Origin of the sequence: Pseudomonas fakonensis, assembly GCF_019139895.1 — a bacterium.
GTDB classification, from domain to species: domain Bacteria; phylum Pseudomonadota; class Gammaproteobacteria; order Pseudomonadales; family Pseudomonadaceae; genus Aquipseudomonas; species Aquipseudomonas fakonensis.
In genome coordinates this window covers 377,678-393,288 of the sequence record NZ_CP077076.1, presented here as the reverse complement: position 1 = coordinate 393,288, position 15,611 = coordinate 377,678, and the positions used below count along the sequence as shown (strand labels likewise).

Annotated in this window: 14 protein-coding genes; 6 read left to right on the top strand and 8 right to left on the bottom strand. The window is 64.4% G+C overall.

Features of this window, described 5'->3' with window-relative positions:
• Positions 1 to 117: 117 nt before the first annotated feature.
• Together gbdR and KSS94_RS01700 are read right to left on the bottom strand one after the other, a co-directional pair.
• Complete coding sequence (gbdR, locus tag KSS94_RS01705) at positions 118 to 1,224, bottom strand: choline metabolism transcriptional regulator GbdR (RefSeq protein WP_217841386.1); 1,107 nt, start codon at positions 1,222 to 1,224, stop codon at positions 118 to 120.
• A gap of 392 nt (positions 1,225 to 1,616) precedes the next feature.
• The gene (locus KSS94_RS01700) at positions 1,617 to 2,993 is read right to left on the bottom strand and encodes an L-serine ammonia-lyase (protein ID WP_217841385.1); all 1,377 of its coding nucleotides are present in this window, start codon (positions 2,991 to 2,993) and stop codon (positions 1,617 to 1,619) included.
• Positions 2,994 to 3,436: 443 nt separating this feature from the next.
• On the opposite strand from KSS94_RS01700, the gene KSS94_RS01695 reads away from it, so the two are divergent.
• From KSS94_RS01695 to choV, 3 genes are all read left to right on the top strand, one after another.
• A complete protein-coding gene (locus tag KSS94_RS01695) occupies positions 3,437 to 4,384 on the top strand; it encodes a choline ABC transporter substrate-binding protein (RefSeq protein ID WP_217841384.1) in 948 nt (315 codons plus the stop codon).
• A 90-nt stretch (positions 4,385 to 4,474) separates the two neighbouring features.
• Positions 4,475 to 5,323, top strand: a complete 849-nt coding sequence (gene choW / locus KSS94_RS01690) for a choline ABC transporter permease subunit (RefSeq protein ID WP_217843499.1) — start codon at positions 4,475 to 4,477, stop codon at positions 5,321 to 5,323.
• On the top strand, positions 5,320 to 6,498 hold the full coding sequence (gene choV, locus KSS94_RS01685; protein ID WP_217841383.1) for a choline ABC transporter ATP-binding protein: 1,179 nt from the start codon (positions 5,320 to 5,322) through the stop codon (positions 6,496 to 6,498). The genes choW and choV overlap by 4 nt, the downstream gene beginning before the upstream one ends.
• A 139-nt stretch (positions 6,499 to 6,637) precedes the next feature.
• Here the strand turns inward: choV and hisF are convergent, their stop codons facing one another.
• From hisF to KSS94_RS01655, 6 genes are all read right to left on the bottom strand, one after another.
• Complete coding sequence (gene hisF, locus KSS94_RS01680; RefSeq protein ID WP_011536177.1) at positions 6,638 to 7,408, bottom strand: imidazole glycerol phosphate synthase subunit HisF; 771 nt, start codon at positions 7,406 to 7,408, stop codon at positions 6,638 to 6,640.
• 9 nt (positions 7,409 to 7,417) lie between these two features.
• A complete protein-coding gene (gene hisA / locus KSS94_RS01675) occupies positions 7,418 to 8,155 on the bottom strand; it encodes a 1-(5-phosphoribosyl)-5-[(5-phosphoribosylamino)methylideneamino]imidazole-4-carboxamide isomerase (RefSeq protein ID WP_217841382.1) in 738 nt (245 codons plus the stop codon).
• 27 nt (positions 8,156 to 8,182) lie between these two features.
• Complete coding sequence (locus KSS94_RS01670; RefSeq protein WP_217841381.1) at positions 8,183 to 8,443, bottom strand: DUF2164 domain-containing protein; 261 nt, start codon at positions 8,441 to 8,443, stop codon at positions 8,183 to 8,185.
• Positions 8,444 to 9,082, bottom strand: a complete 639-nt coding sequence (hisH, locus tag KSS94_RS01665; protein WP_217841380.1) for an imidazole glycerol phosphate synthase subunit HisH — start codon at positions 9,080 to 9,082, stop codon at positions 8,444 to 8,446.
• The gene (gene hisB, locus KSS94_RS01660) at positions 9,083 to 9,676 is read right to left on the bottom strand and encodes an imidazoleglycerol-phosphate dehydratase HisB (protein ID WP_217841379.1); all 594 of its coding nucleotides are present in this window, start codon (positions 9,674 to 9,676) and stop codon (positions 9,083 to 9,085) included.
• A gap of 200 nt (positions 9,677 to 9,876) precedes the next feature.
• Complete coding sequence (locus KSS94_RS01655; protein ID WP_217841378.1) at positions 9,877 to 11,535, bottom strand: OFA family MFS transporter; 1,659 nt, start codon at positions 11,533 to 11,535, stop codon at positions 9,877 to 9,879.
• A gap of 423 nt (positions 11,536 to 11,958) precedes the next feature.
• Between KSS94_RS01655 and KSS94_RS01650 the strand changes: the two genes are divergently transcribed.
• The 3 genes from KSS94_RS01650 to KSS94_RS01640 are packed head-to-tail and all read left to right on the top strand — an operon-like array spanning position 11,959 to position 15,544.
• On the top strand, positions 11,959 to 14,211 hold the full coding sequence (locus tag KSS94_RS01650) for an AsmA family protein (RefSeq protein ID WP_217841377.1): 2,253 nt from the start codon (positions 11,959 to 11,961) through the stop codon (positions 14,209 to 14,211).
• Positions 14,208 to 15,275 (top strand): A/G-specific adenine glycosylase, encoded by a 1,068-nt coding sequence (mutY, locus tag KSS94_RS01645; protein ID WP_217841376.1) that lies wholly within the window; start codon positions 14,208 to 14,210, stop codon positions 15,273 to 15,275. The genes KSS94_RS01650 and mutY overlap by 4 nt, the downstream gene beginning before the upstream one ends.
• Positions 15,272 to 15,544 carry an oxidative damage protection protein gene (locus KSS94_RS01640; protein ID WP_217841375.1) on the top strand — a complete coding sequence of 91 codons (273 nt, stop codon included), beginning with the start codon at positions 15,272 to 15,274 and terminating at the stop codon, positions 15,542 to 15,544. Before mutY ends, KSS94_RS01640 begins: the two co-directional genes overlap by 4 nt.
• The last annotated feature ends 67 nt before the right edge of the window (positions 15,545 to 15,611 follow it).

The following is a 15,611-nucleotide window of genomic DNA, read 5'->3' as shown; positions in this document are numbered from 1 at the left end:
GTCCGGTCGAGATGGGCTGCGTAGCAGCCCCGGCGATCTTGCATGAGACCTAGATCCTGGGGCTGCTACGCAGCCCATCTCGACCGGACGGCGCCCCGGCAAGGCCGCTTCCCACAGTCAGAGCCTCACACTGGCGAAGGTCGACTCGTTGCGCGCCTGGCTGAGGGCGGCCATTGGCCCGCTGTGGGGCGACAGGGCCATGGCCTGCGGGATCGGCATCATCGCCACTTGTTGCGTGGTGTTGGAGCCCACGCGCTCATCGCGCGGCGGGATGCCGAAGTACTCGCGGTAGCACTTGGAGAAGTGCGGCGTGGACACGAAGCCGCACACCGAGGCCACCTCGATGATCGACATCGGCGTCTGCTTGAGCAGCTGGCGTGCGCGGATCAAGCGCAGCTTGAGGTAGTAACGCGACGGCGAGCAGTGCAGGTACTTCTGGAACAGGCGCTCGAGCTGGCGACGCGACACCGACACGTACACCGCCAGTTCGTCGAGGTCGATCGGCTCTTCCAGGTTGGCCTCCATCAGCGCGACGATTTCCTGAAGCTTCGGCTGGTTGGTGCCGAGCATGTGCTTGAGCGGTACGCGCTGGTGGTCCTGCTCATTGCGGATGCGCTCGTAGACGAACATCTCGGAGATTGCCGCCGACAGCTCGCGGCCGTGATCGCGGCTGATCAGGTGCAGCATCATGTCCAGCGGCGCGGTGCCGCCGGAGCTGGTGAAGCGGTTGCGGTCGAGGGTGAACAGGCGGGTGCTCATGTTCACCCGCGGGTAGGCCTCCTGCATGGCAGCCAGGCACTCCCAATGCACGCTGCAATCGAAGCCGTCGAGCAGGCCGGCGCAGGCCAGTGCCCAGCTGCCGGTGCACACCGCGCCCAGGCGGCGCGACTGGCGGGCCTGGGCCTGCAGCCAGGTGACGTGTTCGCGGGTGACGGTGCGCTGAATGCCCACGCCGCCGCAGACGATCACGGTGTCCATCGGCGGGGCGCTGTGCATGGCGGCGTCGGGGGTGATCTGCAGGCCGTCGCTGGCCCACACCTGGCCACCGTCGACGGTCAGCGTGTGCCAGCGGTACAGCTCGCGGCCGGACAGCTGGTTGGCCATGCGCAGCGGCTCGACCGCCGAGGCCAATGAAATGAGGGTGAAGTTGTCCAGCAGGAGAAAGCCGATGGACTGGGGTGCTGTGCGGTTCTGGGTTGGGTTCCCGGAGGTGTACGACGTCATCGCGATTTCTCCTCACACAAATGCAGGGTGTGCCTCAGGCGGGCACTGGTTTCTTGTTATCACCCCGGTTCGTATGCAGGGGCTTTGCCAATCTCAACGCAAACGCCGTGCCTGAATTTGAACGGCTATCCAAAAAAACCCAAAAACGACGTCATCTAGTTGCCGTTCAGGGCTTTTTTCTTGCGTTGTGGTTCATGCGCAAAGCGCCGGGCCAGCGCCTTTGCGTGTCACTGCTGAGCAGTTCGGTAGCACAAGTGGGAAGGTTGCCCAGAAGCGACAGACTTGAGTGTCACCGACAACGACCCCACTGGTAACGACAGCCGACGGCCGGTCGTGAGCGGCGGCTGCGCCATAACATGGCGCAACCGCCAGGGGCGGGCCAAAACGGCGCATCAGCACTCGATGGCGCTGACCGCAAGGCCGCCGCGCGAGGTTTCCTTGTACTTGTCGTGCATGTCGGCGCCTGTGTCACGCATGGTGCGGATCACCTGGTCGAGGGAAATGAAGTGCTCGCCGTCACCACGCAGGGCCATCTGCACGGCGTTGATCGCTTTTACCGCGGCAATGGCGTTGCGCTCGATGCAGGGCACCTGCACCAAGCCGCCAACCGGGTCGCAGGTAAGCCCCAGGTTGTGCTCAAGGGCAATCTCGGCGGCGTTTTCCAGTTGCGGCGGGGTGGCGCCGAGTACTTCGGCCAGGCCCGCAGCAGCCATGGCGCAGGCCGAGCCCACCTCGCCCTGGCAGCCCACTTCGGCACCAGAGATGGAGGCGTTCTTCTTGCACAGGATGCCCACCGCGGCGGCGCCGAGGAAGAAATCCACCACGTTGCTTTCATCCACCACATCGGAGAAGCGCATGTAGTAGTGCAGTACCGCCGGGATAATGCCCGCCGCGCCATTGGTGGGTGCGGTGACCATGCGCCCGCCGGCGGCGTTTTCTTCGTTGACCGCCAGGGCGAACAGGTTGACCCACTCCATGGCGCTCATGGTCGAGCCGATCACGTTGGGCTTGCCGATTTCCTGCAGGCTGCGGTGCAGCTTGGCGGCGCGGCGGCGCACATTGAGCCCGCCGGGCAGCGTGCCTTCGTACTTCAGGCCGTTGTTCACGCACTCCTGCATGGCGTGCCAGAGCTTGAGCAGGCCGGCGCGGATTTCGTCCTCGCTGCGCCAGACCTTCTCGTTGGCCATCATCAATTGCGACACACGCAGGTCGTTTTGCTTGCACAGGCGCAGCAGTTCGGCGGCGCTGTTGAAGTCGTACGGCAGCACGGTCTGGTCGGCGTCCAGCACGCCGCTGGCGGCCTGCGCCGCGTCGACCACAAAGCCGCCACCCACCGAGTAGTAGGTGTCGCGGTGCAGCTCGCCAGAGGCGCCTTCGGCCACCAGGGTCATGGCGTTGGGGTGGTAGGGCAGGTTCTCGTCCAGCAGCAGCATGTCGCGGGCCCAGACGAACTCGATGGGCCGGCGGTTATCCAGTTGCAGCAGGTTGGTTTCGCGCAAGTCGGCGATGCGCGGGGTGATCTGCGTGGGGTCGATGGAGTCGGGCCATTCGCCCATCAGGCCCATGATGGTGGCGTTGTCGGTGCCGTGGCCGACGCCAGTGGCCGAGAGCGATCCGTACAGGCGCACCTCGATGCGCCTTACCTGCTCCAGTTCGCCGCGTTCGCGCAGCCCCTGGACGAACAGCGCGGCGGCGCGCATGGGGCCGACGGTGTGCGAGCTGGAAGGCCCGACACCGATCTTGAACAGGTCAAACACGCTGATGGCCATTGTCGCAACACCTCTTGATGGGCTGTCTGGGCACGCCGAACGACGCCTTGCACAACTGCTAGGCTGAAACGTCGAGCCGCCTTGGAATGCTCGCATCATCGGGCTTTTGCCCACCCCCCCGCCGTCTGCAACCGACGTACTTTTGTCCGGCAGCGCCGCTGTGATCCGCTGCCTTGTGCGCCGCTTTCCAGCGGCCGGGCGACGCAAAAACGGGGGTGCGGGGGTGGAAAAACCCGATTGCGACATCGCCCGTACTGGATGCGACCCGTCCTGTACTGGATACGACCCCACCAGTAGGCGATTGCCGAACGCTGGAGGATTATCGAAAGCGACTCGTATTGCACGGCCTCGCATCCTGCCCTCTGCAGGCCTGGCTGATCGGCGCGCTAAAAAAGCACCGGCAGCCCCCGCGAACCCGAAGATAAAATCACAGGAGTCCACCTATGAAAGCTTCACCCTCGCTGTTGCTGGCCGCGATGCTATGCGCACCGTTGCTGGCCCAGGCCGCCGAACCCGAGCAGTGCCAGACGGTACGTTTCTCGGACGTTGGCTGGACCGACATCACCGTGACCACCGCCACCACCAGCGTGGTACTCGAGGCGCTGGGCTACAAGACCCACACCACCATGATCTCGGTGCCGGTCACCTACAAGTCGCTGGCCTCGGGCAAGGACCTGGATGTGTTCCTCGGCAACTGGATGCCGACCATGGAAAACGACATCAAGCAGTACCGCGATGCCGGCACCGTGGAGACCGTGCGCGCCAACCTGGAGAACGCCAAGTACACCCTGGCAGTGCCCCAGGCGCTGTACGACAAGGGCCTGAAGGACTTTGCCGACATCCCCAAGTTCAAGAAGGAACTGGACGCCAAGATCTACGGCATCGAGCCGGGTAACGACGGCAACCGCACCATCCAGAGCATGATCGACAAGAACGCCTTCGGCCTGAAAGACGCCGGTTTCAAGATCGTGCAGTCCAGCGAGGCGGGCATGCTGTCGCAGGTGGACCGGGCGCAGAAGCGCGGCGAGGCGGTGGTGTTCCTGGGCTGGGAGCCGCACCCGATGAACACGCGTTTCAAGATGCAGTACCTGACCGGGGGCGACGAGTTCTTCGGCCCCGAGTTCGGCAAGGCAACCGTATTGACCAACACCCGCAAGGGCTATGTGCAGGAATGCAGCAACGTTGGCCAACTGCTGAAGAACCTGTCGTTCGAGCTCAAGGATGAAAGCACGATGATGGGCTATGTCCTGGACGACAAGATGAAACCTGAAGCCGCCGCGAAAAAATGGCTCAAGGACAACCCTGGCAAGCTGGACACCTGGCTGGCCGGCGTCACCACCGTGGATGGCAAACCCGGCCTTGAGGCGGCCAAGGCCAAACTCGCTCAATAACAACGAAATTCGCAGTAGCAACAAGCACTACCTCGGGGCGGGACCGTGCCGCCCCGGACTGATTTCAATCTTTGCAGGTGGAAGCTCGCTATCATGCTTATCGATCAGAAAATACCCCTGGGGCAGTACATCGCCTCATTCGTCGAATGGTTGACCCAGAATGGCGCCAATTACTTCGACGCCATCGCTCAAGGCCTGGAATTCATGATCCATGGCGTCACCAGTGCCTTGACCTGGTTCAACCCTTTCGTGCTCATCGCCCTGTTCGCCGCCCTCGCGCACCTGATTCAGCGCAAGTGGGCACTGACCGTATTCGTCGCCCTGTCGTTCCTGCTCATCCTCAACCTGGGCTACTGGCAGGAAACCATGGAAACCCTGGCGCAAGTCAGCTTCGCCACGGTGGTGTGCGTGGCCTTCGGCGTACCGCTGGGCATCCTCGCCGCACACAAGCCGATGTTCTACACCGCCATGCGCCCGGTGCTGGACCTGATGCAGACCGTGCCCACCTTCGTCTACCTGATCCCCACCCTGACCCTGTTCGGCCTGGGTGTGGTGCCGGGGCTGATCTCCACCGTGGTGTTCGCCATCGCCGCGCCGATCCGCCTCACCTACCTGGGTATCTGCGACGTGCCGCAAGAACTGATGGACGCCGGCAAGGCGTTCGGCTGCTCGCGCCGCCAGTTGCTGACCCGCATCGAACTGCCCCATGCCATGCCGAGCATCGCCGCCGGCGTGACCCAATGCATCATGCTGTCGCTGTCGATGGTGGTGATCGCCGCCCTGGTGGGCGCCGATGGCCTGGGCAAACCTGTGGTCAACGCACTGAACACCGCCGATATCTCGCTCGGCTTCGAAGCGGGCCTGGCCATCGTGTTGCTGGCAATCATGCTCGACCGTATCTGCAAGCAACCGGAGCTGCCGGCAAGGGGTGAGGCATGAGCATCATTCGTTTCGAAGACGTCGACGTAATCTTCTCGAACAAGCCGCGCGAGGCGCTGGCGCTGCTCGACAAGGGCCAGACCCGCGAGCAGATCCTCAAGCAGACCGGCCTGGTGGTGGGGGTCGAAAAGGCCAACCTGGACATCAACAAGGGCGAAATCTGCGTGCTGATGGGCCTGTCCGGCTCGGGCAAGTCGAGCCTGTTGCGCTGCATCAACGGCCTGAACACGGTCAGCCGCGGCAAGTTGTTCGTCGAACACGAAAACAAGCACATCGACATTGCCCACTGCACCCCGGCGGAGCTGAAGATGATGCGCACCAAGCGCATCGCCATGGTGTTCCAGAAGTTCGCCCTGATGCCCTGGCTTACGGTGCGCGAGAACATCAGCTTTGGCCTGGAGATGCAGGGCCGCCCTGAAAAGGAACGGCGCAAGCTGGTGGACGACAAACTCGAGCTGGTGGGCCTGACCCAGTGGCGCAATAAAAAGCCGGACGAGCTGTCCGGCGGCATGCAGCAGCGCGTGGGCCTGGCCCGGGCGCTGGCGATGGACGCCGACATTCTGCTGATGGACGAACCCTTCTCGGCCCTCGACCCGCTGATCCGCCAGGGCCTGCAGGACGAGCTGCTGGGTTTGCAGGCCAAGCTGAGCAAGACCATCGTGTTCGTCAGCCACGACCTGGACGAGGCGCTGAAGCTGGGCAGCCGCATCGCGATCATGAAGGACGGGCGGATCATCCAGTACAGCAAGCCCGAAGAGATCGTGCTGAACCCGGCCGACGAGTACGTGCGTACCTTCGTCGCCCACACCAACCCGCTGAACGTGCTGTGCGGGCGCAGCCTGATGCGCAGCCTGGACAACTGCAAGCGGGTCAACGGCTCGGTGTGCCTGGACCCGGGTGGCGACTCGTGGCTGGACCTTGGCGAAGGCAATTCGATCAAGCGTGCACGCCAGGGGCAGAACGGCCTGGACATGCAGAACTGGGCACCGGGGCAGGCGGTGGAAGGCCTGGGGCGCAAGCCGACGCTGGTACACGCCGACATCGGCATGCGCGAAGCGCTGCAGATTCGTTACCAGACCGGTAACAAGCTGGTGCTGCAGGAGAACGACAAGGTGGTGGGGATTCTGGGGGATACCGAGCTTTACCACGCTTTGCTCGGCAAGAACCACGGGTGAGGCCTTTGGGGCCGCTTTGCGGCCCTTTCGCGACACAAGGCCGCTCCTACAGGGGAACGCGTAACCATTCGGCAAACGCATATCCCTGTAGGAGCGGCCTTGTGTCGCGATAGGAGGGCGAAGCCCTCCCGGCGATCTGTCAGCGCACAACGATCCCGCGCGAAGCCATATAGGCCTTGGCCTCCGGCACGGTGTACTCACCGAAGTGGAAGATACTCGCCGCCAGCACCGCGCTGGCGTGCCCTTCCAGAATGCCGTCAGCCAGGTGCTGCAGGTTGCCCACGCCACCGGAGGCGATCACCGGAATACCCAGCGCATCGCTGATGGCGCGGGTGACACCCAGGTCGAAGCCGTTCTTCATGCCGTCCTGGTCCATGCTGGTTAGCAGGATTTCACCGGCACCCAGGCCTTCCATCTTCTTCGCCCACTCCACCGCATCCAGCCCGGTGGGCTTGCGCCCGCCGTGGGTGAAAATCTCCCAGCGCGGGGCCTCGCCCGGGCCGGACACCTTCTTGGCGTCGATGGCGACGACGATGCATTGCGAACCGAAACGGTCCGCCGCTTCGCCGACGAATTCCGGGTTGAACACCGCGGCGGTGTTGATCGACACCTTGTCGGCACCGGCGTTGAGCAGGTTGCGGATGTCCTGCACGGTACGCACGCCGCCGCCCACGGTCAGCGGGATGAACACCTGGCTGGCCATGCGCTCGACGGTATGCAGGGTGGTGTCACGGCCATCGACGCTGGCGGTGATGTCGAGGAAGGTGATCTCGTCGGCGCCCTGCTCGTTGTAGCGACGGGCGATTTCCACCGGGTCGCCGGCATCGCGGATGTTCTCGAACTTGACGCCCTTGACCACCCGGCCGTTGTCCACGTCCAGGCAAGGGATGATGCGCTTGGCCAGTGCCATGGTCGTTCCTCAGCCTTGGTAGTTGTCGCAGAAGGCCTGAGCCTCGGCGACGTCGAGGGTGCCTTCGTAGATGGCGCGGCCGGTGATGGCGCCGACGATGCCGGGGGCCTTGGCGTCCAGCAGGGCCTTGATGTCACCCAGGTTGTGGATGCCACCCGAGGCGATCACCGGAATGCGCGTGGCTTCGGCCAGGGCCTTGGTGAAGGGCACATTGCAGCCCTGCATCATGCCGTCCTTGGCGATGTCGGTGTAGACGATCGCCGAGACGCCATCGGCCTCGAAACGCTTGGCCAGGTCAATGACCTGCACCGAGCTGACCTCAGCCCAGCCGTCGGTGGCGACGAAGCCATCCTTGGCATCCAGGCCAACGATCACCTTGCCCGGGAAGGCCTTGCAAGCCTCAGCGACGAACGCTGGCTGCTTGACCGCCTTGGTGCCGATGATCACGTAGCTGACGCCGGCCTTGACGTAGTGCTCGATGGTTTCCAGCGAGCGGATGCCGCCGCCGATCTGGATCGGCAGGGTCGGATAGCGCTTGGCGATGGCGGTAACCACTTCACCGTTGACCGGCTGGCCTTCGAAGGCGCCGTTCAGGTCGACCAGGTGCAGGCGGCGGCAGCCACCCTCGACCCACTTGGCGGCCATGCTCACCGGGTCGTCGGAGAATACCGTGGAGTCTTCCATGCGGCCTTGGCGCAGACGCACGCAGGCACCGTCTTTCAGATCGATAGCGGGAATAATCAGCATGTTGGGGACCTGTCCAATTCGTTGAGTTCAGGGCTTCTCGAGCGCCCACAGGTCGCTTTCGATGCTCTCGAACCGCTCCTTGAGGTGCAGCTGAACATCGGCAATCGCCCTGTTGTAGTAATACGGAGCAACCTCTCTGGAAAACAGCTCGAGGACCTCGGCCACCTCGAATGACCCCAGCTCAAGCTCGAAGCGGTCTTCGAGGAAGCGCTTGAGCGTGTCGAGCGCTTGGCGCTCCTGCTCGGGGGCCAGGGTGATGATCGGCGCCTTGGTCTTCGCTCTGCTCATTTACCAGCGCCCGTCCCAGGCGACGAAGTTCTGCAGCAGCTGCAGGCCGTGGGTGTGGCTCTTCTCCGGGTGGAACTGCACAGCGAAGCGCGAACCATCGGCCAGCGCTGCGGCGAAGTCGTTGCCGTAGTGGCCGCGGCCGACCACCTGGCCTGGCTTGCCGGCATTGATGTAGTAGCTGTGCACGAAGTAGAAGCGCGCCCGGTCGGGGATGTCGTGCCACAGCGGGTGGTCGATGGTCTGGCTCACTTCGTTCCAGCCCATGTGCGGCACCTTCAGGTGCTCGCCGTCTTCTTTCAGGTTTTTACCGAAGAAGCGCACCTGGCCCGGGAACAAACCGATGCAGTCGACACCGTCGTTTTCTTCGCTGTGCTCGAGCAGCGCCTGCATACCCACGCAGATGCCGAGGAACGGGCGGTCCTGGCTGACTTCGCGCACCAGGCTGTCGAAGCCCAGGCGGCGGATTTCGGCCATGCAGTCGCGGATGGCGCCAACGCCCGGGAACACCACGCGGTCGGCTTCACGAATGACTGCGGCGTCGCTGGTGACCACGACCTTGCCGGCCCCCACGTGCTCGAGGGCCTTGGCCACCGAGTGCAGGTTGCCCATGCCATAGTCGATTACGGCTACGGTCTGCATTTACAGGCACCCTTTGGTGGACGGCATCTGCCCGGCCATGCGCGCGTCCTGCTCGACCGCCATGCGCAGGGCACGGCCGAAGGCCTTGAACACGGTCTCGATCTGGTGGTGGGTGTTGTGGCCACGCAGGTTGTCGATGTGCAGGGTCACCAGGGCGTGGTTGACGAAGCCCTGGAAGAACTCCTGGAACAGGTCGACATCGAAGCCGCCAACGCTGGCGCGGGTATAGGGCACGTGCATCTGCAGGCCCGGGCGGCCGGAGAAGTCGATGACCACGCGCGACAGGGCTTCATCCAGCGGCACGTAGGAGTGGCCGTAGCGGAAGATGCCTTTCTTGTCGCCGACGGCTTTGGCGAAGGCCTGGCCGAGGGTGATGCCGACGTCTTCGACAGTATGGTGATCGTCGATATGCAGGTCGCCCTTGCACTCGATATCCAGGTCGATCAGCCCATGGCGAGCGATCTGGTCCAGCATGTGTTCGAGGAAAGGTACGCCGATATCGAATCGGGCCTTGCCACTGCCATCGAGGTTGATCGAGCACTTGACCTGGGTTTCCAGGGTATTGCGCTCGACGGAAGCCTTACGTTCGACCATCACCAGCTCCGCAAAATCATTGGGCGAAAAGGGCGTCATTATAGGCCCAGAACGCGCCGGCTTGAAACGCGGATGACATATGGCAGCACAAGCAATCGCGGGGCAAGCCCGCTCCTACAAGTCTATACAAGACCCGTGGGAGCGGGCTTGCCCCGCGATGAGAATGCAACAGCCGGCCACTGCGCCGGCTGAATCAGCTGTCAGTGGAACAGCACTGCAGTCTTCTGCAGGGTAATCCACACACCCCAGGCCAGCGGAATCACCACCACGGCCCAGGCCAGCAGCACCAGCGGCAGGCTGCCCGACGAGGCTTTCCACTCCAGCGAGCGTGCACTGTCGGCGCCCTTGTCGTGGCTCAGGGCACGCTCTGCAGCAAGCTCGGCGTCGGTCATGAAGTACTTGTCGGCCACCGGGCGCACCAGCAGGTTGCAGATGAAGCCCAGCACCAGCAGGCCGGCCAGGATGTACAGGGTCATGTCGTAGGCCGCAGCCCGCTCCACGCCCGCAGCCAACTGCGCTTCACGCAGGTAGGTGATCAGCACCGGGCCGAGCACGCCGGCAGCGGCCCAGGCGGTCAGCAGGCGACCGTGGATGGCGCCGACCATCTGCGTGCCGAACAGGTCGGCCAGGTACGCAGGCACGGTGGAGAAACCGCCGCCGTACATCGACAGGATGATGCAGAACGCCGCCACGAACAGCGCCACGTTGCCCAGGTGGCCCATGTTCGGCACCAGGCTGTAGAGGCCCACGCCCAGGGCGAAGAAGGCGAAGTAGGTGTTCTTGCGGCCGATGTAGTCGGAGAACGACGCCCAGAAGAAGCGCCCGCCGATGTTGAACAGGCTCAAAAGGCCGGTGAAACCGGCGGCAATGGCGGCGATCTGCGCCAGTTGCGCGGGGTTCAGCTCGCTGAAGGTCAGCTCGTTGCCCAGCAGCTTGCCGGCGAACACTTCCTGCAGCAGCGGCGAGGCCATGCCGAGAATGCCGATACCGGCCGACACGTTCAGGCACAGCACCAGCCATACCAGGGCGAACTGCGGGGTCTTCCAGGCCACGCTGACGTGCACGTGACGGTCGGTGACCATGGCGTTGGCTTTTTTCGCCGGCGGCGTCCAGCCTTCAGGCTTCCAGCCGGTCGGCGGCACGCGGTAAGCCAGGGCACCGGCGGTCATGAACACGAAGTAGATCGCGGCCATGGCGACGAAGCTCTGCCATACGCCCACCTCGGTGCTGCTGCCGAAATGGCCCATCAGTGCAGTGGCCAGAGGAGCGCCCACCATGGCACCTCCACCGAAGCCCATGATTGCCATGCCGGTCGCCATGCCGCGCTTGTCCGGGAACCATTTGATCAGGGTCGACACCGGCGAGATGTAGCCCAGGCCCAGGCCGATACCCCCGATGACACCCGACCCCAGCCACATCAGCCACAGCTGGTGGGTTTTCACGCCGATCGCCGAGATCAGCAGGCCGCCGCACCAGCACAGTGCCGATACCAGGCCGGCCTTGCGCGGGCCGGCGTGCTCCAGCCAGCCGCCGAGTACCGCGGCCGAGCAGCCGAGGAACACGAAGAACAGGGTGTAGATCCAGCTGAGCATGGAGATCGGCCAGTCGCACTCGGCGCTGAACAGACGGGCGACGAAGCCCATGTCGGCGGCGCAGGCGACCGGGGCGGTGACGCCCAGGGCCTGGGACAGTGGCAGCCAGAACACCGAGAAACCGTAGGCCATGCCGATGCACAGGTGAATGGCCAGGGCTGCCGGCGGTACCAGCCAGCGGTTGAAGCCCGGGCGGGCGATGATGCGCTCCTTCGACAGGAAACCGGGCGCGCTCTGCGCCGCCCCTGCCGTGATACTGCTGTTCATGGGTTTTCCTCTTGTAGGTGGGCTTTGCTCGCAGTTTCAATGCCCGGCTCTGTGTGGCTGCACGCAAGGCGGCCCGGCCGTTATCGGCACCAGACCGCGACAATGGGTCGCGGTTGGCTGCAAAAGCGGCGCAAGATTAACAGCTGCAGATGACATGAAGGCAATCTGATATCCCTATTTTTTCGACAACTGAGTCAATAATTCTTGTACCCAGGTGTGGTGATGCGGGGTTTTGCGCTTGGGAACAAAGGCCGTGTGCGGCCTGCGCCGGCCCTATCGCCGGCAAGCCGGCTCCTACAGGGGCGGTCGGGGAATAAATGAACTGCCCCGGCACAGACTGTCGAAACGTCGGATACGCAGAGCCATACCGCACGGCGCTATACTCGCCGCTGAATTTCAAAATCGGACTACAAGGACTCGCCCATGAAAGCGTTCGGCAAAATCCTGGGGCTGGGGCTTCTCGGGTTGTTGCTGATCATCGTGGCGCTGGGCTTCGCCCTGACGCACCTCTTCGATCCCAACGACTACAAAGACGAAATCCGCCAGCTGGCCCGCGACAAGGCCCATGTGGAACTGACCCTCAACGGCGACATCGGCTGGAGCCTGTTCCCGTGGCTGGGCCTGGAGCTGCACGAAGCGAGCATCGCCACGCTGAACAACCCCAAGGTGCCGTTCGCCGACCTGCAGATGCTTGGCCTGTCGGTGCGCGTGCTGCCGCTGCTGCGCCGTGAAGTGCAGATGAGCGACGTGCGGGTCGAGGGCCTGAACCTCACCCTCACCCGTGATGCCAACGGCCACGGCAACTGGGAAGACATTGGCAAGCCGCTGCCCGACCCTACCGTGGCCAGCGCCCCGGCCGGCGGCGCCAGCGCACCCACCGATACCCCTGCCAGCAAGCCTGAAGGCAGCAGCGAACGCGCAGTCAAACTCGACATCGACAGCCTGACCGTGAACAACGCGCGGGTGCTGTACACCGATGAAAAGGCCGGGCAGACCTACAGCGCCGAAAGCATCCAGCTGAGCACCGGCGCCGTGCACGAAGGCGTGAACATTCCGCTCAAGGCCAGCGCCTTCCTGGCAGCCAGCCAGCCGAACATCAAGGCCCGCACCGAGCTTGCCGGCGAGCTGCGCTTTGACCGCAAGCTCAAGCGCTACAACCTCGAGGACCTGCGCCTGTCGGGCGAAACCTCGGGCGAGCCGCTGGCCGGCAAGACCCTGACCTTCGCTGCCCAGGGCCAGTTGCTGGTCGACCTGGCCGCCAACGTGGCGTCGTGGAGCGGGCTGAAAGTCTCGGCCAACCAGCTGCGCGCCCTCGGCGAGCTGAACCTGCGCGAGCTGGACAACGCCCCGCAACTCACTGGCGCGCTGTCCATCGCCCAGTTCGACCTGCGCACCTTCCTCGACGGCATCGGCCAGCCACTGCCAGCCACCGCCGACCCGGTCGCGTTCAACAAGCTCGAGCTGGTCACCCGCCTGGAAGGCTCGCAGAACAGCCTGGCCCTGGAAGACCTGGCGGTGAAACTGGACGACAGCACCTTCAGCGGCCGTGTGGCGGTGGAAGACTTCGCCAAGCAAGCCCTGCGCGTGCGCCTTAAAGGCGACACCTTCAACGCCGACCGCTACCTGCCGGCCAAAAGCGAAGAAGCCAAGGGCGCCACCGCGGCGCGCCAGGCCGAGGTCAAGCAGCAGGAGTCTGCCGCGGTGGCCGGCGCCGGTACCACGCCGCTGCCCAACGCACCGACGCAACAGGCCTGGAGCAACGACAAGCTGCTGCCGGTCGACCGCCTGCGCGCCCTCGACCTGCAGGCCGAGCTGGCCTTCGGCTCGCTGACCCTGGACAAGCTGCCGATCAGCGACGCCCAGCTCAACGCCACCAGCCAAGGTGGCCTGCTCACCCTGCAGACCCTGCGCGGCGGCCTGTACAACGGCAGCTTCGAGGCCAAGGGCACGGTCGACGTGCGCCCGGCCGTGCCGCAGATCGGCGTCAACACCAAGATCAACCGCGTGCCGGTAGAGCACTTCATCAAGCGCGAAAGCCCTGACCAGGCACCGCCGGTGAAGGGCCTGCTGACCCTCGACAGCAACCTGACCGCCACCGGCAACAGCCAGAAGGCGCTGATCGACACCTTGAACGGCACCGCCAGCTTTGCCATCAACGACGGCGTACTGGTCAACGCCAACCTCGAGCAGCAGCTGTGCCAGGCCATCGCCACCCTCAACCGCAAGCAACTCAGCGGCGAGCCACGCGGCAAGGACACGCCGTTCCAGGAGCTGCGCGGCAGCCTGGTGATCCGCAACGGCGTGGCCAGCAACCCCGACCTCAAGGCGCGCGTCCCGGGCCTGACGGTGAACGGCAATGGCGACCTCGACCTGCGCGTGCTGGGCATGGACTACAACGTCGGCGTGGTGGTCGAAGGCGACCAGCGCGCCATGCCCGACCCGGCCTGCCAGGTGAACGAGCGCTATGTGGGCGTTGAGGTGCCGCTGCGCTGCCGCGGCCCGCTGGAGCTGGGCGCCAAGGCCTGCCGCCTGGACCAGGACGGCCTGGGCAAGGTGGCGGCCAAGCTTGCCGGCAACCGCCTGAAAGACAAGATCGATGAAAAGCTCGAAGAGAAACTCGGAGGCAAAGTGAGCCCGGAACTCAAAGACGCGCTCAAGGGGCTGTTCAAACGATGAGCCCCCAGCAGTTCTCCAGCGCGGTGCTGGAGTGGTACGACCAGCACGGCCGCCACGACCTGCCCTGGCAACAGGGCATCACCCCGTACCGGGTGTGGGTGTCTGAAATCATGCTGCAGCAGACCCAGGTGAGCACCGTACTCAACTACTTCGACCGCTTCATGCAGGCGCTGCCCACCGTGCAGGCCCTGGCCGAAGCGCCGGAAGACGAAGTGCTGCACCTGTGGACGGGCCTTGGCTACTACACCCGCGCGCGCAATCTGCAAAAGGCCGCGAAGATCGTCGTCGAGCAGCATGGCGGCGAATTTCCGCGCAGCGTCGAGCAGCTCACCGAGCTGCCCGGCATCGGCCGCTCCACCGCCGGTGCCATCGCCAGCATCAGCATGGGCATCCGCGCGCCGATTCTGGACGGCAACGTCAAGCGCGTGCTGGCCCGCTACACCGCCCAGGCCGGCTACCCCGGCGAGCCCAAGGTGGCCAACCAGCTGTGGGCAACCGCCGAACGCTTCACCCCCATGGCCCGGGCCAACCACTACACCCAGGCGATGATGGACATGGGTGCCACGCTGTGTACCCGCAGCAAACCCAGTTGCCTGATCTGCCCGTTGCAGCGCGGTTGCGAGGCGCACCTGCACGGCGAAGAGACCCGCTACCCCGAGCCCAAGCCACGCAAGGCACTGCCCCAGCGCAAGACGCTGATGCCGCTGCTGACCAACCACGAAGGCGCCATCCTGCTGTACCGCCGCCCATCCAGCGGGCTGTGGGGTGGGCTGTGGAGCCTGCCCGAGCTGGACAGCCTGGCGCAGCTCGACGACCTGGCCTACCAGCACGGCCTGCGCCTGGCTGGTAGCCAGGCTTTGCAGGGCCTGACCCACACCTTCAGCCACTTCCAGCTGGCGATCGAACCGTGGCTGGTGCGTGTCGAGCCTGTCGGGGCGCACGTGGCCGAGGCCGACTGGCTCTGGTATAACCTCGCCACCCCGCCGCGCCTGGGCCTTGCTGCCCCGGTCAAGAAGCTGCTGCAACGCGCGGCCGACGAACTGATTGCAGGAGAAACCCCATGACCCGCACCGTGAAGTGCCGCAAGTACAACGAAGAACTGCCAGGCCTGGAGCGCCCGCCCTACCCCGGCGCCAAGGGCCAGGACATCTTCGAGCACATCTCGCAGAAAGCCTGGAAAGAGTGGCAGGACCACCAGACCATGCTGATCAACGAGAAGCGCCTGAACATGATGAATGCCGAAGACCGCAAATTCATCCAGGCCGAGATGGACAAGTTCTTCGCCGGCGAGGATTACGCCCAGGCCGAAGGCTACGTTCCACCCTCGGAATGAGCCCGGGGATCGTAAGCGACGGAATTAATTTAAAATTTTTTCAAAAAAGTCGTTGACGACCCGTCAG